The organism is Stenotrophomonas sp. Y6 (genome assembly GCF_022436665.1).
In the GTDB taxonomy this organism is placed as follows: Bacteria; Pseudomonadota; Gammaproteobacteria; order Xanthomonadales; family Xanthomonadaceae; genus Stenotrophomonas; species Stenotrophomonas acidaminiphila_A.
The window spans coordinates 216,333-236,068 of the sequence record NZ_JAKUKB010000009.1; the positions used below are offsets into that span (position 1 = coordinate 216,333).

The following is a 19,736-nucleotide window of genomic DNA, read 5'->3' on the forward strand; positions in this document are numbered from 1 at the left end:
CAATCAGAAATCGTAGCGGAGGCCAAGCCGCATATAGCGCGGCGTCGAATAGCTGATCACGCGGTTGGTCGAATGGTATGGGTTGCCGACAGAGCCGATTTCGCCGTACTCGATGTAGTTCTGTGCCGTCTGGGAGTTGGTCACGTTGAACACATCAAGCGACAGTTCCAGCTTGTTGTTCAGGAACGACGGACGGTAGGCCACACCCATGTCCAGACGTCCCACCCACGGCGTGGTACCGGCCGAGCCGCGCGGCATGACCTTGCCATTGCAGTAGCGGTAATAGGGACCCGAATACTCAACGGTTTCGCTGAACTCGCCATCCGGATCCGGACCGGCGTAGATGCCAGTGCAGTTCTTCGGGCGACCGGACATCAAGGTGAAGGTGCTGGAGAAGCGCCACTCATCGTTGAGCTGGTAGTAGCCGAAGGACTTGAGGTAGTGGCGACGGTCGTTGGGCAAGTTGCCGTTCGCATGGAACATCATCTCCGGGTGGTCCCAGTCCATCGTCTGCGACACATCGCCCTGTGCCACGTCGGACTTCAGCTGGCCCTCGGCATTGCCGTAGTTGTGCGACCAGGTGTAGTCGATCTTGCCGTAGAACTTGCCGTCGAAGGAATGCTCCAGGAACAGCCCGATACCCTGGTAACGGCGCTTGAGCTTCGGGAATCCGAGCTGCTGGGCCGACAGGGGCACGGTGATCAGATTGCCGGTGCCGTCATCCAGTTGGAACGTATTGCCTACCCCGGGGTTGAACAGGCGGCAGCCACCCAGGCCATCGCCCAGCGCCTCGGCGACGCTTTCGGAGTAGCCGTTCTCGATGGCCCAGTAGTAGGCCGGGCGCCAATCGCACATGTCATCGATTGCGCTCTTGAGGTCCCGGAACATGTAACGCGCACCGAAGGTGAGTGATTCGCCCAGTTGCTTCTCGAAGCCAAGAACGAACTCATCCTGGTAGTGGGATTTCAGCCCCTTGGCTGCAACCGAGGCCGGATCCGGTGCTTGCCCATACTCGTTGTTGGAGGAGAACGGGCCGTTGCCCAGGGCCGTGGTGCCCAGGGGGGCGCCGGTATTCGGATCGATACCGGTGAAGGAGAAGTACTCCATCGTATACGTCGAACCGGCGGCACCGCGCAGCGCGACATTGTTCGGCATCGCCAGGTGGTAGCGGCCGGCATTGGCGAAGACCTTCAAGGACGAGTCGCCGAAGACATCCCAGGTGGCGCCGATGCGGGGAGCCCACTGATTCTTCTGCTCCACATAGACGATGCCATCGGCATTGAAGTTCTGGAAGCTCTCATTGCGCAGGCCCAGTGACAACAGCCAGTTGTCGGTGACCTGCCAGCGGTCTTCCAGATAGAAGGCCTTCTGCTCGACCTTGAAGGTACCGCCGTTGGCATAGACGTACTTGACCACGTAGTCGCCGTTGCCACCGGGGCCACGGGCGCCACCGCTGCCGGGGATCGTTTCGTTGGCATTGGCCGCGCCTACCGAGTTGTAGATCCAGCGGTACCCCGGCCCCGACGTCACTTCGCCCGCGCGTGATTCGGAGTTCTGCACGTCATAGCCACCACGCAGGGTGTGATTGCCCAAACGCCATTCCAGATCGATGCGATAGCCGTCGGTCTTGTCGTAGGCATCCGGGAAGCTGAGCTGGTCGAATGCACCAAAGCGGACCGGGTTGGATACGTTGCGGGAGTCGCTGACATACACCACGCTCGGGTCGTAACCCCACGGCTTGGCGATATGGTCCTGTTCCTGTTCGCCATACAGTGCGGTCAGGGTCAGGCTGTCGGTCAGGTAGCCGGTGTACTTCCCGATGTACAGCTCGCCGCCGTCTTCGTAGTAGTAACCACTGTTCTTGACGTTCCCGGGGTTGAATACATTCGACCCGGTGTAGTTGTAGGCGTAGGCACTCATCGTCTGCTTGGTCACATCGGAGATACCGGTGAACTCAAGCAGGTGGTTGTCGTTGATGTACCAATCCAGTTTCACCAGCCAGCGGGGAACCTCGTAGTTGCGCTTCTGATAGCCGGTGCCGGTATTGGATCGGGTGGAGACCGTGGTCCTGTCCTGGTCCTCAAATTCCGCGCCGGCATAGAAGAACAGCCGGTCCTTGATGATCGGGCCGCTCGCGTACGCGCCGTAGGTCAGAGAGTCGGTGGTCTGATCGCTCAGGTGCTGATAGATCAGGCCGTCGGTATTGGGGAGCTTGCCCGTACTGGGGTAGTAGATGTTGCGCGAGTGCGCGCGGAAATCCTTCGGAGTCCAGACCAGTTGGGCGCCGGCCTTGAAGTCATTGGTACCGCTCTTGGTGATTATGTTGACCACGCCGCCCGTTGCGCGGCCGAACTCCGAGCCATAGCCGCCGGTGATGACCTGGTACTGGCCGATGGCGTCGAACGGCAAAGTGGTGGAGCCGAGGTTGGTAAGCGGGTTGGTGACAGCGTAGCCGTTGATGTAGAAGGCATTCTCCGATGCTGCCGAACCGCTGAACGAGGAAACGTTACCGTAGCGTGAGTCAGCGGCGACGACGCCTGGCGCGAGCATGGCCAAGGCGTTGATGTTGCGGCCGATTGACATCTTCGATATCTGCTCGGCGGTGAACACCTGGCGGCTGTCGGTTGCAGAGACGTCGATTGGCGACATGGCGCTGGCACGCACTTCGATGCGATCCATGTCCGTGGCGCTGCCGCCAGCGGCGGCAAAGGAAACCTCACTACCCGCGCCCAGTTGCACCAGCACATCTGACTTGGAGGCTACAACTTCGCCGTCCTTTTTCAGGATCACCTCGTACTTGCCAACAGGCAAGGCCGAGGCGCTGTAGCGACCGTTGTTGTCTACACGGATCTCGCGCGTCAGCCCGGTTTCGACATTGCGGATGGTGACGGTAGCGCCCGGCTGGCCGCCGGCACCAAAGATCGAGCCTGAAGCATTGGATTGGGCGTAGGCGCCGCCGGCGATGCAAAGGCTCAAGGCCGCGCTCAACGCGGCGCGTTGGATCGTCTTGCGTTTGACCATTTCTCTCTCCAGTGGAAGTCCTTGGCGGAAACTAGAAGATGAACAGAAGTCGAATGCCAAGTGAGCCGACCATAACTCCCCACTGCCGGAAAGTTAACGATTTATGACTGATTTTTCCGGGCGAATTTTTTTTCCTTTTGTTTTTCAATTAGTTACAAGTAAACCCATCTTCGGTATTGTGACTTTTCTCACTGTTTATTGTGCGTTTGCTTTCTTCTGAAAGTGTCTTGACCAGTGTTGGCACGGTACTTGCCGGGCCGGGCAGGGTGCGGACGCCCGGCCCGGAGGTGGCCAGCGGCCAGTGCGCTCACCCCAGCCGCATCCGCTCGGCCTGCAGGTCATCCACTGCGCGTACTTCGATGCTGCCGTAGGCCGCCCACGGGAACTGTGCAGCGATGCGCATGGCCTCCTCCGCGTCGGCGGCTTCGATCAGGTTGAACCCGGCGAGGATTTCCCGGGTCTCGGCGAACGGGCCGTCGGTGATCCGCGGCTGGCCGTCGCGGATGCGCAGGGTCCGCGCGGTCGCCGGCGGCTGCAGCTTCTGCGACATCAGCACGGTGCCCTGTGCCTGCAGTGCGTCGGCATGGCGCAGGCATTCGCGCATCTGCGCGTCGTAGGCCGCTTGCGGCAGCGCCTCCAGCAGCGCCGGGTCGATATGGATCAACAGCAGGAATTTCATGGCCGGGTCCTGTCGGGAGCAGAGGGCCATGATGGCGCAGGGTGAAGGGTACGCCGCAACCATGAACGTGTTCATGAAAAACATCGCCGGTGTTGTCGATTCCGTCGGCGCGGGTTCGTCGTACCGGATGTGAAGCGGATCATCCGGTCCGCAACCGGAAGGGCATGGACATGAAAGTAATGGTGATCGTGAAGGCGACGGCGGAGACCGAGGCCGGGGTAATGCCGACCGAGGCCGAGCTGGCGGCGATGGGGGCCTACAACGAGCGACTGGTGGAGGCCGGCATCATGCTGGCCGGCGAAGGCCTGCACCCGAGCCGGCGCGGCGCGCGGGTGCGCTTCGATGGCGCCCGGCGGCAGGTCGTCGACGGCCCGTTCGCCGAGACCCGGGAGCTGATCGCCGGCTTCTGGCTGTGGCAGGTCCGTTCCCTGGACGAGGCCGTGGAGTGGCTCAGCCGCGCCCCGTTCGACGCCGACGGCACCGCGCCCGTGGAAGTGGAGATCCGCCCGGTGTTCGAGGCCGAGGACTTCGGCGAGGCCTTCACCCCGGAACTGCGCGCGCAGGAGCAACGTCTGCGCGAGCGCATCGAACGCAACGACTGATCCGACCGCGAGGAGACATGCGATGAAACTGATTCCTTTCCTGGGCTTCAATGGCGACACCCACGACGCCATGGCCTTCTACGCCCGGGCACTGGGCGGCAAGGTGGTGTCGGAGATGAAATACGCCGACATGCCGCCCGGCCCCGACATGGACGGTGAGGCCTGCGGTGGGTACACCCCGCAGCCGGACCACGTCGCGCACTGCCAGGTGGAGGCGGGCGGCGCGATCCTGATGGCCGCCGACGGCCCGCCTGCCCAGGGGCCGTGCGCCACCACCATCAACGTCGACGTGGACAGCGTGGAGGAAGCCGAGCGCGTGTTCGCGGCGCTGGCCGAAGGCGGCCAGGTGCAGATGCCGCTGGCCGAGACCTTCTGGGCCAAACGCTGGGGCATGCTGGTGGACCGCTACGGCAAGCCGTGGATGGTCAACTGCATGAAGCCGATGGACGGGGCGCACTGACGATGGCCCCGCCGCAGATGATCTTCGTCAACCTGCCGGTGCGCGACCTGGAGGCGTCCCGGACGTTCTTCGGCGCGCTCGGCTACACCTTCAACCCGCAGTTCACCAACCAGGACGCGGCCTGCATGGTCGTCAGCGACAGCATCTTCGTGATGCTGCTGGTGGAGCCGTTCTTCCAGGGCTTCACGCCCCGGCCGCTGTGCGACGCGCGCAGCCACACCGAAGTCATCACCTGCCTGTCGGCACCCAGCCGCGCGGCGGTGGATACGCTGGTCGACAAGGCGCTGGCCGCAGGCGCAAGCGAACCGATGCCGGCACGCGACTATGGTTTCATGTACCAGCGCGGCTTCCAGGACCTGGACGGTCACCTCTGGGAGATCGCGTACATGGACGGCGCGCCGGGCTGATCCAGCGGCGGCCGGGCCCCGGTGCGGCCGCTTCCGTACCTGCTGCAGCGAGGAGAGGACGATGAGCTACGTGGATGGTTTCGTTTTACCGGTGCCGCAGGCGCGGCTGGCCGAGTACCGGCGCATGGCGCGCCTGGGTGCCAGGGTGTGGAAGGAGCATGGTGCGCTGGCCTACGTGGAAGCGGTCGCCGACGACGTCAAGCCGGGCAGGCACACCTCGTTCCCGCAGGCGGTCAAGCTCAAGCCGGACGAGGTGGTGGTGTTCGCCTACATCGTCTACCGCTCGCGCGCGCACCGTGACCGGGTCAACGCCCGGGCCATGGCCGATCCGCGCCTGGCCGGCATGGATGCCAAGAGCGTGCCGTTCGACGGCAAACGCATGTTCTGGGGCGGGTTCAAGGCCTTCGTCGAGGCGTGACCCACGGCGCGCGCGCTTGCGCGCACCGTGGCGCGATGGTGTGATCGCGGGCGGATGGATACCCGCGAGACACAGCGCAGGCTCGACACGGTGTGGCGCATGGAGTCGCCGCGCCTGATCGCGCGCCTGGCGCGGATGCTGGGCGACCTGGACAGCGCCGAGGAGCTGGCCCAGGACGCGCTGGTCGCCGCGCTCGAGCACTGGCCGCGGCAGGGCGTGCCCGACAATCCCGCCGCGTGGCTGATGACCACCGCCCAGCGGCGGGCGATCGACCTGCTGCGCCAGCGCCGCCTGCAGGCCGGCAAGCACGAGGCGATGGCGCATGAGCCGGACCACCAGGGGAGCGTCGTGCGTGACCACGAGCGCGAAGTGGAAGACGACATCGGCGACGACCTGCTGCGGCTGCTGTTCGTCGCCTGCCACCCGGTGCTGCCGGCCGACGCCCGGGTGGCGCTGACCCTGCGCCTGCTGTGTGGCCTGAGCACGGCCGAGATCGCGCGCGCGTTCCTGCTGCCGGAGCCGACCATCGCCCAGCGCATCGTCCGCGCCAAGCGCACCCTGGCCGAACGCGGCATCGCCTTCGAGGTGCCGCGGCGGCAGGCGTTGCCGCGACGCCTGCGTTCGGTGCTGGAGGTGCTCTACCTGGTGTTCAACGAGAGCTATGCCGCCAGCCAGGGCGAGGACTGGATGCGCCCGGCACTGTGCGACGAGGCGCTGCGCCTGGGCCGGGTGCTGGCCGGGCTGATGCCCGGCTCGGCAGCGGTGCTGGGGCTGCTGGCGCTGATGGAACTGCAGGCGTCGCGGATGAATGCGCGCACCGATGCCGACGGCGCGGCGGTGCTGTTGATGGAGCAGGACCGCGGCCGCTGGGACTGGCTGCAGATCGGCCGCGGCCTGGCCCTGCTGGAGCAGGCGCAGGCACTGGGCGGCGAGGCGGACGCCTATGTGCTGCAGGCGGCCATCGCCGGCTGCCATGCGCGGGCGCGCCGCGCCGACCAGACCGACTGGGCGCGCATCGCGGCGTTGTATGGGCGCCTGGCGGCGGTCATGCCGTCGCCGGTGGTCGAACTCAACCGCACGGTGGCGGTGGCGCGCGCGCAGGGCGCGCAGGCCGCCTGGCCGCTGCTCGAGGCCCTGCAGCAGGACCGCCGGCTGGCGGACTATGCGCCGCTGCAGGCGGTGCGCGGCGATCTGCTCGAACACCTGGGCCGGCGCGACGAGGCCCGCACCGCGTTCGAGCGCGCCGCCGACCTGAGCGGCAACGCCCGCGAACGCGCGGCGCTGCGGGCGCGCGCGGCGAACCTGTAGCCGCGGCGCCAGCGCCCGGTCCGTAGCCGGGCTCGCCCGACACGGGCTTCGCCGGGAAGGCGTCATGCGGGGCGAGCCCCGCATCTACGGTCCGGCTGCCGTCGCGTGATTGTCACCGCCGCATGCGGGGCGAGCCCCGCGTCTACGCGATCCGGCGCGCCATCGCGTGATTGTCACCGCCGCATGCGGGGCAAGCCCCGCATCTACGGGCCCCATGCGTTCCGGCACTGCCCGCGCGGTCGTGGTGCTGGCTACACTGCGGTGGTTGTTCGACCCATTGGAGATGGATGTGAAGCGAATCGTGATCAGCCTGCTGGCAATGTCGGTATCCAGCGCATTGATGGCCGCGCCGCCGAAGTTCGACGGCGCGCGGATTTCCGCCGACGTGAAGGAACTGGCCTCCGACGCCTATGAGGGCCGCTCCCCGGCCACCGCCGGCGAGGCGAAGACCATCGCCTACCTGAGCCGCCAGTTCGCCGAGGCGGGACTGCAGCCCGGCGGCGACCTGCAGGACGGCAAGCGCCTGTGGACCCAGGCGGTGCCGCTGCTCAAGGGCGATATCGTCGGCACGCCGCGGCTGTCGCTGTCCAGCAAGGGCACCTCGCAGGCGCTGACCCAGGGCCGCGAGATCGCGGTGCGCGCGGCGATGAACGGCGCCAGCGCGGTCGCGATCAAGGACGCGCCGCTGGTGTTCGTCGGCTACGGGGTCAAGGCGCCGGAGCGCAACTGGGACGATTTCAAGGGCGTGGACCTGAAGGGCAAGATCGCGGTGGTGCTGATCAACGACCCGGACTTCGAGACCGGCGTCGGCGACTTCGACGGCAAGGGCATGACCTACTACGGCCGCTGGACCTACAAGTACGAGGAAGGCGCGCGCCAGGGCGCCGCGGGCGTGCTGATCGTGCACGAGACCGCGCCGGCGTCCTATGGCTGGGCGACGGTGGCCGGTTCCAACACCAACACCATGTTCGACGTGGTGCGCGACGATCCGGCCGCGGCGCATCCGCCGCTGGAAGGCTGGATCCAGCGCGACCTGGCGGTGGACCTGTTCAAGCGCGCCGGCCTGGATTTCGAGGCGCTCAAGAAGCAGGCGCAGTCGCGCGATTTCCGCCCGGTGGAACTGAAGGGCGAGGCGTTCTCGGCCGACTACGCGGTCAAGACCGAGGTCATCACCTCGCACAACGTGGTCGCGCGCCTGGAAGGCAGCAGCCACCCGGACGAGACCGTGCTCTATTCGGCGCACTGGGACCACATCGGCGTCGGTGAGCCGGACGCGCGCGGCGACCGCATCTTCAACGGCGCGCTGGACAACGCCAGCGGCACCGCGGCACTGCTGGAGCTGGCCCGCGGCTTCGCCAAGGCGCCGCGCCCGCAGCGCTCGGTGGTGTTCCTGGCGGTGACCGCCGAGGAAAAGGGCCTGCTGGGGTCGGAGTACTACGCCAGCCACCCGCTGTACCCGCTGGGCAAGACCGTCGCGCTGATCAACATGGACGGCATGGCGCCGTTCGGCCCGTCGCGCGACTTCGGCATCTACGGCTCGGCGCGCTTCGAACTGCTGGACCAGCTCAAGGACGTGGCCAAGGGCTGGGACATCCGCTACACCCCGGACCCGAAGCCGGAAGCCGGCCTGTTCTTCCGCTCCGACCACTTCCCGTTCGCCAAGCGCGGCGTGCCGGCGCTGTCGTACTCGGCCGGGCAGGACTGGATCGACGGCGGCGTGGCGGCGGGCAAGAAGGCCTCGGACGACTACACCGCCAGGCGCTACCACCAGCAGGGCGACGAATGGCAGCCGGACTGGACCTTCGCCGGCGCCGCGCGCGACCTGGAAGTGGTCTACACGCTCGGCGAGCAGCTGGCCAATTCGCGTGCCTGGCCGAACTGGAGCGCCGGCGAACCGTTCCGCGCGGTCCGCGACGCCAGCGCCGACGAGCGCCGCTGAACCCGCCCGGCGGCGCCCATCCGGCCCGGATGGACGCCGCCTGTGTCCGGACGCCGCCCCGCAACGGGCGGCGTCCGCGTTTCCGCCCGCCGGTTCCAGCCGCCGGCACCCGTGTTCGTTCCCCCGATTCCCGTCTTCGTCGCAGGGCGCTTGTGCATGGCGGCCCAGCGCCTATGCTCGCCACCACTGTCCAGCCGGGAACACCGCCGCCATGATCGCCAGCCTGTGGTTCTGCTTCCGCATCCTCGTGGCCTGGGCGCTGGCGTTGATCGTGCTGGGCATCATATGGGCGCAGGTCTTCGGCGACCCCGGCGCGATATTCGCGTTGCTGGTGATCGGCGTGCTGGCGATGGCGGCGATCAGTGCCGCCAGCCATCTGCACCGGGTCAAGCTGACGGCGGGCCGCCTGGACCACGACAGCCTGTCCAGCCGCCAGCGGCGCCAGATCGAACTGCCGTTCGATGCCGGGCAGGCGTTCGCGCTGGTCGAGTCGGTGATCGCGGGGCTGCCGCGCGTCACCGATATCGAAAGCTCGCCCGGCAGCCTGCAGCTGCGCGCCAAGCTCGTGCGCGTGGACCCCTACAACATGAGCCCGCCTTCGCGCTGGAACCCGCGGTCGTGGCTGGCGATCAAGCGCAACCAGGTGTCGGCGACGGTGACGCCCGGCCAGGGCACCAGCAGCGTCTCCCTGCTGTTCGAGCCCGAGGCCGGCGCCTGGGCCGACCTGCTGATACCGGACGAGGGCAGCAACCGCGAGAACGCCGAGGCGGTCAGCCGCGCGATGCGCCGGCGCGTGGCCGAGCTGCGCCGCGACGAACGCGAGACGGCCGAGCGCACCGAGGCGGAGAAGGAACTGAGCGTGGCGCGGTTGAACCTGCTGCATGCGCAGGTCGAACCGCACTTCCTCTACAACACCCTGGCCAACGCGCAGGTGCTGACCCGCACCGATCCCGAACGCGCCGAACGCATGCTCGGCCACCTGATCCAGTACCTGCGCAGCTCGCTGCCGGGCATCGACCAGTCGCTGTCGACCCTGGGGCAGGAGCTGGAGCGGGTGCAGGCCTACCTGGAAATCCTGCGCATCCGCATGGGCGCGCGGCTGGCGGTGCGGATCGACGTGCCCGAAGCGCTGCAGGACGTGGTGCTGCCGTCGATGGCGCTGCAGACGCTGGTGGAGAACGCGATCAAGCACGGGCTGGAACCCAAGCCCGGTGGCGGCACGATCTGGGTGCTGGCGCGCGAGGCCGATGGCCAGGTCCACCTCACCGTGGCCGACGACGGCCAGGGCGTCGGTGGCAGCAGCGGCGGCGGCACCGGCATCGGCCTGAAAAACCTGCGCGAGCGGCTGCGGCTGGGCTGCGGGGCGCAGGCCGGCTTCGCCCTGGTCTCCAACTTCCCCAGTGGCGCGGCGGCCACGATCACCCTGCCGCGCAGGCCGCCCACGGCACAGGCCGCGGCGGCCGCCACCATCCAGGTACCGGAGCTGCCCCATGCAACTTGATGCCCTGGTCGCCGAGGACGAGCCGCTGCTGCGCCAGGCGCTGGTGGCGCAGCTGCAGCGGCTGTGGCCGGAACTGCGCGTCGCCGCAGAATGCGAGGATGGCGCCGCCGCGCTGGAGGTGCTGGAAACGCTGCGGCCGGACCTGGCGTTCCTCGACATCCGCATGCCCGGCGTCACCGGCATCGACGTCGCCCGCGCGCTGGAAACGCTCAGCCCGCGCACCCAGGTGGTGTTCATCACCGCCTACGACCAGTACGCGATCGATGCCTTCGAGCGCGGTGCGGTCGATTACCTGCTCAAGCCGGTGGCCGACGAACGCCTGCTGGCCACGCGCCAGCGGGTGCTCGCGCGGCTGCAGGCCGGTGCGCCGGACCGGCGCCTGCTGGACCAGTTGCTGGAACAGCTGGCGCGGCAGCCGGCCGCCAGGACCAGCGCGCCGCCGCCGGCATGGATCACCGCCAGCAACGGCCGCGAGACGCGGCTGGTGCTGCTGGAGGACGTGCTGTATTTCCGCGCCGACAGCAAGTACACCGCGGTCGTGACCGCCGACGAGGAACTGCTGCTGCGCAGCTCGCTGCGCGAGCTGGCACAGGTGCTGGACCCGCAGTGCTTCCGCCAGGTGCACCGCTCCACCATCGTCAACATGAAAGCGGTCGCGGCGGTGAGCCGCGACGACAGCGGCCGCGGCGTGCTGCGGCTGAAGGCGCGCAGCGAGACGCTGGTGGTCAGCCAACCGTTCATGAGCCTGTTCCGCGGCATGTAAGTCCCGTCCGCGGCCCGTACAAGGAGAAGTGCCATGCAGTACCTGACGTTCCTGCTCGGCAGCCTGCTGGCGATGCTGGGCTACCGCGAACCCCAGGGCCAGACCTCGATCGTCCGCGTAAGCGGCGAGCAGGCCGTGCTCAGCCGCACCACGGTGTCCGGCGACCATGCCCGCTTCCAGTGCCTGCAGAGCCAGAGCGGCAACTGCTTCTACCGGCTCTACCGCGAGCACTGCCGCGACCAGGCGGGCGGGGAGCTGTGCCAGCGGCAGGCGCTGGGCGATTTCAGCCTGGTAGTGGGCGGGGTGCGCGACGTGCAGGGCCTGCCGCATGGCTTCGGCCAGCAGGTGCGGGCCCACGACGCGCAACGCCGCGACTGAGCGCGGCGTTGCGGGAGCGAGGCAGCGGCAGCGGGATCAGAACGCCGGTTGCAGGCGCAGCCCGTCGTCGCCGATGTGGTTGAGCTTGCCGACCAGTTCGGAGTGCTGCCGCATGCGGCCCAGCTCGCGCATGATGCGGATGTCCTCGTGGCGCAGTTCGCGGCGGGACGCCACCGCCTGCTTGTAGTCGAGCACTTCGGGGTAGTGCTGGGCCATCTCCAGCGCTTCGGCCACGGTTTCCACGCTGTCGGCGTCGGAACTGATGCGGGCGCGGCTGTTGAACGCCTTCATCCAGCGCTCGAAGCCGGCGGTGTGGTCGAACATGTTGGCCATGAACCAGATCACGAACAGGATCGACACCCACGAGCCGAACACGATCACCACGCGGGTGAAGGTGATATGGAAATCATCGCGCCACAGGTAGTTGGTGATCAGCCCCAGGATCAACAGCGAGGACGCCTGCCAGAGCACGATGGACGCCATCAGCCACTGGCACTTGGCCTTGGCCAGCACCGACACCTCGTCGCGTATCTGTTCGTCGCTGAGGTTCTTCCAGTGTTCGACCTGTTTCTCGAACGGACTGCGGTACAGCTCATTGTCCTGCAACAACAAACCCAAACCCTTGAACAACGCGATCATGTGGAGCTCCTTGCAGATACTGGCTGGAACGAGCGACGGATACGGCGTGGAACGATCTGGCGGCTCCAGTTCTAGCACTTTCGCGCCGCTTGGCAATGGGCGCGATGCGATGACGCCGCCGCGCGGCTGCGGACCGGCGTACGCCCGGCCCCGGAGTTTTGCGGTGCGTCATCGTGCAAGTGGCGGAATCGAAAATCGAAAGGGCAGCGGCATGCTGCGGACGCACATGCGGCGCGGCCGGGCCGGTCGCGGCCATTGCCCGGGCGGGCCGGCCGTCGCGCCGTGGCCGCTGCCGGCGGCGTGCGCGGCCGTTCCACTACGATGTACCGCATGTCGCTCCTGTCCACGCCCGTGTCCTCGGTGGTCACCGCGCAGATCCGGCGCTGGGTGCTCGACGCCTTCCCGCGCGAACCCAGCGGCATCGATTACGACGCGCCGGCCGGCGACCCGGGCTGGTTCGGCCCCGACAGCGTGACCTGGCGCATCCATTCCGAATTCCCGGGCATGCTCGCCGGCGGCCTGTGCGCGCTGATGCTGCAACTGCTGCACCCGCGCGCGCTGGCCGGCGTCTACGACCATTCCAATTTCCGCCACGACCTGGTCGGGCGGCTGCGCCGCACCACCGCGTTCGTCGCCGGCACCAGCTACGCACCGGCGGCCGCGGCCCAGGCACTGGTCGACCGGGTCCGGCGCATCCATGCAGGCGTCACCGGGACCTTGCCCGATGGCCGCGCGTATGCCGCCGACGATCCGGAACTGCTCACCTGGGTACACGTCACCGAGGCCTATGGTTTCCTCGAAGGCTGCCGCCGCTATTGCCGCGAGGTGCCGGCAGCCATCGCCGACCGCTATTACGCCGAATACCGGCGCGTGGCCGAGGCACTGGGCGCGCGCGCGGTGCCGGCCAGCCAGGCGCAGGTGCGCGCGTACTTCGCCGCGCGGCAGCCGCAGCTGCGCATGGATGCGCGTTCGCGCGAGGTGCTGGCGGTGCTCGAGGGCGTACGCCTGCCGGTGCCGTTGCCGGGGGCCTCGCGCGACCTGTTCCTGTCCGCGGGTGCGGCGCTGTTGCCCGACTGGGCACCGCCCCTGCTCGGGCGCCGCCGCGGCCAGCAGCTGCGCGCGGCGCTGGCCGCGCGCCTGCTGCGCGGGTCGGCGCCGTTGTTCCGCGTCGCGCTGGGCGATGGCATCGCCGCGCGCGCCTGCCGGCGCATGGGCCGCGACCCGCAGCTACTGCTGCACTGGCCGCCGTGACCCGGGAACATCAGGGTCAGGCGCGGATCGCCGCGCGCACGCGCTGGCGCAGGCGCCGTGCCGCGCCCGGCGGGCGGCGCGGCGTCACCAGACCTTGACCCGCTTGTCCGGGGCCAGGTACAGCGCCTGGCCTTGCTCCACCCCGAACGCCGGATACCACGCATCGAGATTGCGCACGGTCAGTGCGCGGAACTGGCCGGGCGCGTGCACGTTGGTCAACAGCGAGTTGCGCAGCGCCTGTTCGCGCATCTTGCTGCGCCAGGCCTGGGCGAAGCCGAGGAAGAAGCGCTGGTCCGGGGTGAAGCCCTCCAGGTCCTGCGCCGGCTTGCCCTGCCGCGCCAGGCGGTAGGCGTCGTACGCGGTCGCCAGCCCGGCCACGTCGGCGATGTTCTCGCCCAGGGTCAGGCGGCCATTGACGTGCACCCCCGGAAACGGCGCGTAACCGCTGAACTGCGCGGCCAGCGCGTCGCCGGCGGCGTTGAACTGCTTCAGGTCTTCGGCCGTCCACCAGTTGTGCAGCCTGCCGGTCTCGTCGAACAGCGCGCCGGCGTTGTCGAAGCCGTGGCTGATCTCATGGCCGATCACCGCGCCGATGGCGCCGTAGTTCACCGCGTCGTCGGCCGCGGGGTCGAAGAACGGCGGCTGCAGGATCGCGGCCGGGAACACCAGCCGGTTTTCCAGCGGCACGTTCATCGCGTTGATGGTCTGCGGCAGCATCGCCCATTCGCCGTGGTCCACCGGCTGGCCGAGCTTGGCGATGTTGCGCCGGTACTCGAACAGCGCCGCGCGCTGCGCGTTGCCCAGCGCGTCGTCGCGCTTCACTTCCAGCGCGCCGTAGTCGCGCCACTTGTCCGGGTAGCCCATGCCCACCTTGAGCCCGGCGACCTTGGCCTTGGCATGCGCCTTGGTTTCCGGCGACATCCACTGCAGCGCGTCGATGCGCCTGGCGAAGGCGGCGATGATGTTCCTGGCCATCTCGTCGGCGCGCGCCTTGGTGGCGGCGTCGAAATGACGCGCGACGTAGAGCTTGCCGACCGCCTCGCCAAGGGCGTTGTTGGTCTCGTCGACGGCGCGCTTCCAGCGCTCGCTCTGTTGCGGGGTGCCGCTCATCGCGGTGCCGTGGAAGGCGAAGTGCGCATCGGCGAATGCCTTGGGCAGGTACGGCGCGGCCTCGTCCAGGGCGCGGAACGCGAGGTATTCCTTCCATGTGTCCAGCGGTTCGCTGGTGACCAGCCTGGACAACCCGGCCACCGCCCGTGGCTGCCAGACGATGAAATCCTGCTGCGCCGACAGGCCGGCCGCGTCCAGGAACGCCGCCCAGTCCAGGCCCGGCGCCTTCGCCGCCAGCTCGGACTGCGTCCAGGCATTGGCGCCCTTTTCGACGTCGTTGGTTTCTTCCTGGGTGGCGTGCACGCGCGCGATCCGCGTTTCCAGCGCGACGATGCGCGCGGCCTTGGCCGCGGCGGCGCGGTCGCCGGACAGTTCCAGCAGCCGCGCGACGTAGCCCTCGTAGGCCTTGCGCAGCTCGGTCATGCGGCCGCCTTGCAGGTAGAAGTCGCGGTCGGGCATGCCCAGCCCGCCCTGCACCAGGTAGGGCACGTTGCGGTCCGGCTGCAGCAGGTCCACCGACACCCACAGGCCGAACAGGTGCGGGGTGTAGAAATGGGTGGCGTTGAGCAGGTCGACATCGGCGCGCAGGCTGGCGCCCAGTGCCCGCGCCAGCGCCTGGCGGTCGCCGATGCCGGCGATGGCCTGCAGCTGCGGCTGCAGCGGTGCCACGCCGCGCGCCTCGATGGTGGCCTCGTCCATGAACGCGGCGTAGTAGTCGCCGATCCTGCGCGCCTCGCCGTCGCTGGCGCGCGTGGCTTCTTCCAGGATCGCGCGGGTGTCGCCCAGGGTCTTCTCGTAGATGATGTTGAAGCTGCCGTAGCTGGAACGGTCGGCCGGGATCGTGGTGCGCTGCACCCACTGGCCATTGGCGAAATCGAAGAAGTTGTCGCCGGCGGCCACGCTGCGGTCCATGCCCGAGACGTCGAAGCCGAAACTGCCCAGTTGCGGCCGGGCGCTGGCAACCGGGGGGGCGGTGGCGGCAGCGTCGCCGGTGGGGGCCTTGCCGCCGCCGCAGCCGCCCAGTGACAGCGCGGCCCCGAGAGCGAGTGCGAGGATCGAACGTTGCAGGGCCATGGCGGTTCCGGAATCTGGGATGGAGTGCGCAGTCTAGTGCCGCACCCGCGCCCGCGCCTTGCCGATTGCGGTACTTCTGGCATGCCGACTCTTCCCGTCCGGGGCGTTTGTACTGCATGCTGTGGAACGGACATCGACAGCGACTTCCGGGGAGGACGGAAGTCGCGTTGCGTGCGTGCGGCGCGGCGCGAACCAGGCGGCCGGCCGCGTGCGGCCGGCGGTTTCCGATGGCGCAGGGGACAACGAGCGAGACCATGCACGCACAGCGAATGCCGACGCAGGGAAGATGCGGGTGCCCCGGGGCATGAGCCAGCCGTTGCGCCAGGTCGTCGTGTTCGGTGCCGTGATCGCGCTGTTGCTGGCGGCGACCCTGGCGATCATGTTGTGGAACGACCGCGGCAGCCGCCTGCAGGCGGCGCAGCGCCAGAGCATGGCCCTGGCGACCGGCAGCGACCGCCTGCTGCGGGCGGAACTGACCACGATGGAACGCGCACTGCGCGGCGCCGCCCGCGACGGCCGCGAATACTACCGGCAGGTGCCCGAGCAGGCGCCGGTGCTGCTCGCCGCCAGCGTGCGCGGCACGCTCGAACGCAATACCGACCTGGCCGCGATCACCGTGGTCGACGATGCCGGCATGCCGCTGGGCGAAGGCCGCGGCGATCCGACGCTCGCGCAATGGGTGGTGCCGGAGAACCGCGTGCTGGCCGGCGAGCTGTATGTCGGCGGGCTGGAGGCGCTGCCCGGCGGTGGCATGGTGCTGTTGACCGCGGTGCCGGTGCAGCCGGGCCAGTGGCTGCTGGCGCGCGTGCGGCTGGCGGTGTTCCAGCGCGTGGTCAGCGGCCTGGATACCGGCCGCAGTGGCGTGGTCTCGATCAGCAGCCGCCAGGGCGCGCTGCTGGCGCACAGCCTGGATCCGTCGGCGGTGGAGCGGCCGCTGCCGCGGCCGCTGCGGCAGCTGCCCGGGTCGGACCAGGTGCAGGCGCTGGGGGTGGCGACCAGTCCGCTGGACGGCGTGCGCCGCGTCGTCGCGGTGAGCGTGCCGCACGATTACCCGCTGATCCTGTTCGCCGGCCTGTCCTACGACGAGGTCATGGCGCCGTGGCGCACATATTTCCTCGTCGCCTGCGGCATCTACCTGCTGTACCTGTGCGGGTTCGCGTACCTGTACGCCAGCATGCGCCGCGGCGCGCTGCGCCAGGCGCGGCTGGCCGACGAGCTGCGTGCCGGCGCGGCGGAGCTGGCGCTGGCGCACCAGGTCGGCAAGGTGGGGACCTGGTCGATCGACCGCAAGGACGGCACCCTGCGCTGGTCGGCGCTGACCCGGCGGATGTTCGCGCTGCCGGTGCGGCAGGCGCGGCTGGAGGAGTTCTACGCGCACGTGCACGAGGAAGACCGGCCGTGGCTGCGCCAGCAGGTCCAGCAGGCGACCGAAGCCGGGCGCGCGGTCAACGCGCTGTTCCGCCTGGTGCTGCGCGACGGCTCGGTGCGCTGGCTGTCCGCGCGCGGCGAGCGCGTGCAGGGGCTGGGGCCGCACCCGCGCATGACCGGCGCGGTCACCGACATCACCGAGCGGGTCCGCAGCGAAGCCCGGGTGCAGCGCGCCGAACACCAGTTCCGGCTGGTGTTCGACCGCAACCCCGCCCCGTTCTGGATCTTCGACCTGGACACCCTGCAGTTCCTCGAGGTGAACCAGGCGGCGATCGACCAGTACGGGTACAGCCGCAGGGAATTCCTCGCCATGACCATCCTCGACATCCGCCCGGAGGAGGCCAGGGAGGAGATCCGGCGCACGCTGGAGGCGTCGCGCGACGGCAGTTCGCCGGCGCCGCGGGTGCGCATGCACCGGCGCCGCGACGGCAGCCTGTTCGAGGTGCTGGCGCATATGGCGCGGCTGGAATTCGACGGGCGCCCGGCGTGCCTGGTGCTCGCCGAGGATGTCAGTCAGCGGTTGGCCTATGAACGCGACCTGGCCTGGCGTGCCAGCCACCACCCCGGCACCGGGCTGCTGACGATCGAGGCGCTGGCCGAGCGCCTGGACGCCAGCGGCGCCGGCTACACCATCGTCCATGCGCAGCTGCGCGGACTGCAGATGGTGACCGATACCCTGGGCCGCGAAGCCGGCGACGAGGTCCTGCAGGCGATGGTGGCCCGGCTGGAAACGCTGGGCACGCGCTATGGCCTGCTGGCCTACCAGCCGGCGGAGGATTTCGTGCTGGCGGTGGCGCAGGAGCACGATCCCGCGCAGGCGCTGGAGGCGCTGCGCGCGGCGGTGTCCGAACCGGTGCGCGGCCGCGATTCCTTTCACCAGCTGGAACCGCGCATCGGCGTGGCCGGCAACCCCGGCGATGGCACCAGCGCCGACCTGGTGCTGGGCCGCGCCGCCCAGGCCGCGCACGCTGCCCGCGAGAACGGGGTGGTCGTACTGCGTTTCGACCATACCCTGGCACAGCGCCATGCCGACCGCCTGCAACTGGCCGGGCGCATCCACCTGGCCATCGAGCGCGACGAGTTCGAGCTGTACTTCCAGCCGATCCGGCATGCCGCCGACGGCTCGCCGGCGGTGCTCGAAGCGCTGCTGCGCTGGCCACAGCCCGACGGCAGTTTCATCCCGCCGTCGGATTTCATCCAGTTGTGCGAGGACACCGGGCAGATCATCGCGCTCGGCCGCTGGGTGATCCGCGCCGCGGCCCGCGCCAGCCGCGTGCTGGCTGACAACGGCTGGGCCGGGCTGCCGGTGGCGGTCAACGTGTCGGCGGTGCAGTTGTTCAACAGCGACCTGGTCGGCGAGTTCACCCAGGCCGCCGCCGAGCACGGGCTGCCGCCGGGTGCGCTGCAGATGGAGCTGACCGAGAGCAGCCTGATGCGCAACCCGGCGCAGGCGATGCAGGTGCTGGAGAGCCTGAGCGCCAATGGCATCGCGGTGGCGCTGGACGATTTTGGCACCGGGTTCTCCAGCATGTCCTACCTGCAGCACCTGGCGCTGGATTCGCTGAAGATCGATCGTGCGTTCGTTGCCGACGTGGAGCGCAACCCGCGCAACGCGGCCATCTGCCGCGCACTGTTGTCGCTGGGGCACAGCATGGGACTGGTGGTGATCGCCGAGGGCGTGGAGACCGAGGGCCAGCTCGACTGGCTGGTGGCGCACGGCTGCGACCAGGTGCAGGGCTACCTGCTGGGCCGGCCGATGCCGCTGCGCGAACTGCTGGCGCTGCTGGCGCTGGCGCCCGACTCAGCGTGAGCCAGGGGGGGCGGCGTCCGCGCCGAGCCGTTCCACCAGGTAGTCGATGAAACTGCGCACCTTCGGTGCTAGGTGGCTGCGGCTGGCATAGACCGCATGGATGCCGACCGGCGGCAGCCGCCAGTCGGCCAGTACCGGCACCAGGCGGCCGTCGGCCAGGGCCTGGCCGACGATGAAATCCGGCTGCGCGATGATGCCCATGCCGGCGATGGCGGCCTCGCGCAGTACCTCGCCGTTGTTGGCGCGCATGCGCGCGGCCACCGGCACGCTTACCTCGCCCTGCGGCCCCTGCAGTTGCCAGCTGTCGCCCCCGGCCCAGTAGCTGTAGGCCAGGCACGCGTGCCGCGACAGGTCGTCCGGGTGTTGCGGGGTGCCATGCCGCGCCAGGTAGGCCGGCGCGGCGCACAGCACGATGGCCGCTTCGGCCAGGCGCCGGGCGATCAGCGAAGGCGCCGGCTGGCGGGTGATGCGGATCGCCAGGTCGAAGCCTTCCTCGACCATGTCCACCTGGCGGTCGGACAGCGACAGGTCCAGTTCCACCTGCGGATGGCGCCCGGCATAGCCGGGCAGCAACGGCGCCAGGCGGGCGATGCCGTAGCTGACCGGCGCGTTGATCCGCAGCCGGCCCGAGGGCTGCAGCGCCTGCGCCCCGACCGAGGCCTCCAGCGCGTCGAACTCGGCCAGCAGCTGCACGCAGCGCTGGTAGTAGGCGGCGCCGGTGCTGGTCGGGCTGACCCGCCGCGTGGTGCGGTTGAGCAGGCGTGCGGACAGGCGCTTTTCCAGCGCGGCGACCTGCCGGGTGACGGCGGCGGTGGACAGGTCCAGGGCCTGCGCGGCGGCGCTGAAACCATTGCGCTCGACCACCGCGACGAACACCCGCATGGCATCGATGGTGTCCATTGTTTCCGCTTTGGCAATAAAACGTTGATGCCGAGGTTATTTGTTGCC

Annotated in this window: 16 protein-coding genes; 11 read left to right on the forward strand and 5 right to left on the reverse strand. The window is 69.0% G+C overall.

Annotation, left to right across the window (positions count from 1 at the left end):
• Window positions 1–3: 3 nt before the first annotated feature.
• Together MKP15_RS12515 and MKP15_RS12520 are read right to left on the reverse strand one after the other, a co-directional pair.
• Window positions 4–3,021, reverse strand: coding sequence for a TonB-dependent receptor (locus MKP15_RS12515; RefSeq protein WP_240212914.1), 3,018 nt, complete (start codon window positions 3,019–3,021; stop codon window positions 4–6).
• Window positions 3,022–3,328: 307 nt separating this feature from the next.
• Complete coding sequence (locus MKP15_RS12520) at window positions 3,329–3,700, reverse strand: YciI family protein (RefSeq protein ID WP_240212915.1); 372 nt, start codon at window positions 3,698–3,700, stop codon at window positions 3,329–3,331.
• Window positions 3,701–3,870: 170 nt separating this feature from the next.
• Between MKP15_RS12520 and MKP15_RS12525 the strand changes: the two genes are divergently transcribed.
• From MKP15_RS12525 to MKP15_RS12565, 9 genes are all read left to right on the forward strand, one after another.
• Entirely contained in the window at window positions 3,871–4,302 is a 432-nt protein-coding gene (locus MKP15_RS12525) for a YciI family protein (RefSeq protein WP_240212970.1), read from the forward strand.
• A gap of 22 nt (window positions 4,303–4,324) precedes the next feature.
• Entirely contained in the window at window positions 4,325–4,762 is a 438-nt protein-coding gene (locus MKP15_RS12530) for a VOC family protein (protein WP_161615534.1), read from the forward strand.
• Complete coding sequence (locus tag MKP15_RS12535; RefSeq protein ID WP_240212971.1) at window positions 4,759–5,169, forward strand: VOC family protein; 411 nt, start codon at window positions 4,759–4,761, stop codon at window positions 5,167–5,169. Before MKP15_RS12530 ends, MKP15_RS12535 begins: the two co-directional genes overlap by 4 nt.
• A gap of 61 nt (window positions 5,170–5,230) precedes the next feature.
• Entirely contained in the window at window positions 5,231–5,587 is a 357-nt protein-coding gene (locus MKP15_RS12540; protein WP_161615535.1) for a DUF1428 domain-containing protein, read from the forward strand.
• Window positions 5,588–5,641: 54 nt separating this feature from the next.
• The gene (locus tag MKP15_RS12545; protein ID WP_240212916.1) at window positions 5,642–6,895 is read left to right on the forward strand and encodes an RNA polymerase sigma factor; all 1,254 of its coding nucleotides are present in this window, start codon (window positions 5,642–5,644) and stop codon (window positions 6,893–6,895) included.
• Between the two features lie 289 nt (window positions 6,896–7,184).
• Complete coding sequence (locus tag MKP15_RS12550) at window positions 7,185–8,834, forward strand: M28 family metallopeptidase (RefSeq protein ID WP_240212917.1); 1,650 nt, start codon at window positions 7,185–7,187, stop codon at window positions 8,832–8,834.
• Window positions 8,835–9,045: 211 nt separating this feature from the next.
• Window positions 9,046–10,335 (forward strand): histidine kinase, encoded by a 1,290-nt coding sequence (locus tag MKP15_RS12555; RefSeq protein ID WP_240212918.1) that lies wholly within the window; start codon window positions 9,046–9,048, stop codon window positions 10,333–10,335.
• Window positions 10,325–11,098 (forward strand): LytTR family DNA-binding domain-containing protein, encoded by a 774-nt coding sequence (locus MKP15_RS12560; protein WP_240212919.1) that lies wholly within the window; start codon window positions 10,325–10,327, stop codon window positions 11,096–11,098. The genes MKP15_RS12555 and MKP15_RS12560 overlap by 11 nt, the downstream gene beginning before the upstream one ends.
• Before the next feature lie 33 nt (window positions 11,099–11,131).
• On the forward strand, window positions 11,132–11,476 hold the full coding sequence (locus MKP15_RS12565) for a hypothetical protein (RefSeq protein WP_240212920.1): 345 nt from the start codon (window positions 11,132–11,134) through the stop codon (window positions 11,474–11,476).
• Window positions 11,477–11,512: 36 nt separating this feature from the next.
• Here MKP15_RS12565 and MKP15_RS12570 read toward each other — a convergent pair whose 3' ends face one another.
• On the reverse strand, window positions 11,513–12,115 hold the full coding sequence (locus tag MKP15_RS12570) for a hypothetical protein (RefSeq protein ID WP_240212921.1): 603 nt from the start codon (window positions 12,113–12,115) through the stop codon (window positions 11,513–11,515).
• A 330-nt stretch (window positions 12,116–12,445) separates the two neighbouring features.
• On the opposite strand from MKP15_RS12570, the gene MKP15_RS12575 reads away from it, so the two are divergent.
• Entirely contained in the window at window positions 12,446–13,366 is a 921-nt protein-coding gene (locus tag MKP15_RS12575; protein WP_240212922.1) for an oxygenase MpaB family protein, read from the forward strand.
• Between the two features lie 84 nt (window positions 13,367–13,450).
• Here MKP15_RS12575 and MKP15_RS12580 read toward each other — a convergent pair whose 3' ends face one another.
• On the reverse strand, window positions 13,451–15,550 hold the full coding sequence (locus MKP15_RS12580) for a M13 family metallopeptidase (RefSeq protein ID WP_240212923.1): 2,100 nt from the start codon (window positions 15,548–15,550) through the stop codon (window positions 13,451–13,453).
• A gap of 304 nt (window positions 15,551–15,854) precedes the next feature.
• Between MKP15_RS12580 and MKP15_RS12585 the strand changes: the two genes are divergently transcribed.
• Window positions 15,855–18,788, forward strand: a complete 2,934-nt coding sequence (locus MKP15_RS12585) for an EAL domain-containing protein (protein ID WP_240212924.1) — start codon at window positions 15,855–15,857, stop codon at window positions 18,786–18,788.
• On the opposite strand, the gene MKP15_RS12590 is transcribed toward MKP15_RS12585, so the two are convergent.
• Entirely contained in the window at window positions 18,780–19,688 is a 909-nt protein-coding gene (locus MKP15_RS12590) for a LysR family transcriptional regulator (protein ID WP_240212925.1), read from the reverse strand. The two genes, MKP15_RS12585 and MKP15_RS12590, sit on opposite strands and share 9 nt — an antisense overlap.
• Window positions 19,689–19,736 lie beyond the last annotated feature (48 nt).

Bases quoted from the DNA above. Each gene is read 5' to 3' on its own strand.
- MKP15_RS12515 (WP_240212914.1), bottom strand. From the start codon at position 3,021: ATGGTCAAACGCAAGACGATCCAACGCGCCGCGTTGAGCGCGGCCTTG.
- MKP15_RS12520 (WP_240212915.1), bottom strand. From the start codon at position 3,700: ATGAAATTCCTGCTGTTGATCCATATCGACCCGGCGCTGCTGGAGGCG.
- MKP15_RS12525 (WP_240212970.1), top strand. From the start codon at position 3,871: ATGAAAGTAATGGTGATCGTGAAGGCGACGGCGGAGACCGAGGCCGGG.
- MKP15_RS12530 (WP_161615534.1), top strand. From the start codon at position 4,325: ATGAAACTGATTCCTTTCCTGGGCTTCAATGGCGACACCCACGACGCC.
- MKP15_RS12540 (WP_161615535.1), top strand. From the start codon at position 5,231: ATGAGCTACGTGGATGGTTTCGTTTTACCGGTGCCGCAGGCGCGGCTG.
- MKP15_RS12545 (WP_240212916.1), top strand. From the start codon at position 5,642: ATGGATACCCGCGAGACACAGCGCAGGCTCGACACGGTGTGGCGCATG.
- MKP15_RS12555 (WP_240212918.1), top strand. From the start codon at position 9,046: ATGATCGCCAGCCTGTGGTTCTGCTTCCGCATCCTCGTGGCCTGGGCG.
- MKP15_RS12560 (WP_240212919.1), top strand. From the start codon at position 10,325: ATGCAACTTGATGCCCTGGTCGCCGAGGACGAGCCGCTGCTGCGCCAG.
- MKP15_RS12565 (WP_240212920.1), top strand. From the start codon at position 11,132: ATGCAGTACCTGACGTTCCTGCTCGGCAGCCTGCTGGCGATGCTGGGC.
- MKP15_RS12570 (WP_240212921.1), bottom strand. From the start codon at position 12,115: ATGATCGCGTTGTTCAAGGGTTTGGGTTTGTTGTTGCAGGACAATGAG.
- MKP15_RS12575 (WP_240212922.1), top strand. From the start codon at position 12,446: ATGTCGCTCCTGTCCACGCCCGTGTCCTCGGTGGTCACCGCGCAGATC.
- MKP15_RS12580 (WP_240212923.1), bottom strand. From the start codon at position 15,550: ATGGCCCTGCAACGTTCGATCCTCGCACTCGCTCTCGGGGCCGCGCTG.
- MKP15_RS12585 (WP_240212924.1), top strand. From the start codon at position 15,855: ATGAGCCAGCCGTTGCGCCAGGTCGTCGTGTTCGGTGCCGTGATCGCG.
- MKP15_RS12590 (WP_240212925.1), bottom strand. From the start codon at position 19,688: ATGGACACCATCGATGCCATGCGGGTGTTCGTCGCGGTGGTCGAGCGC.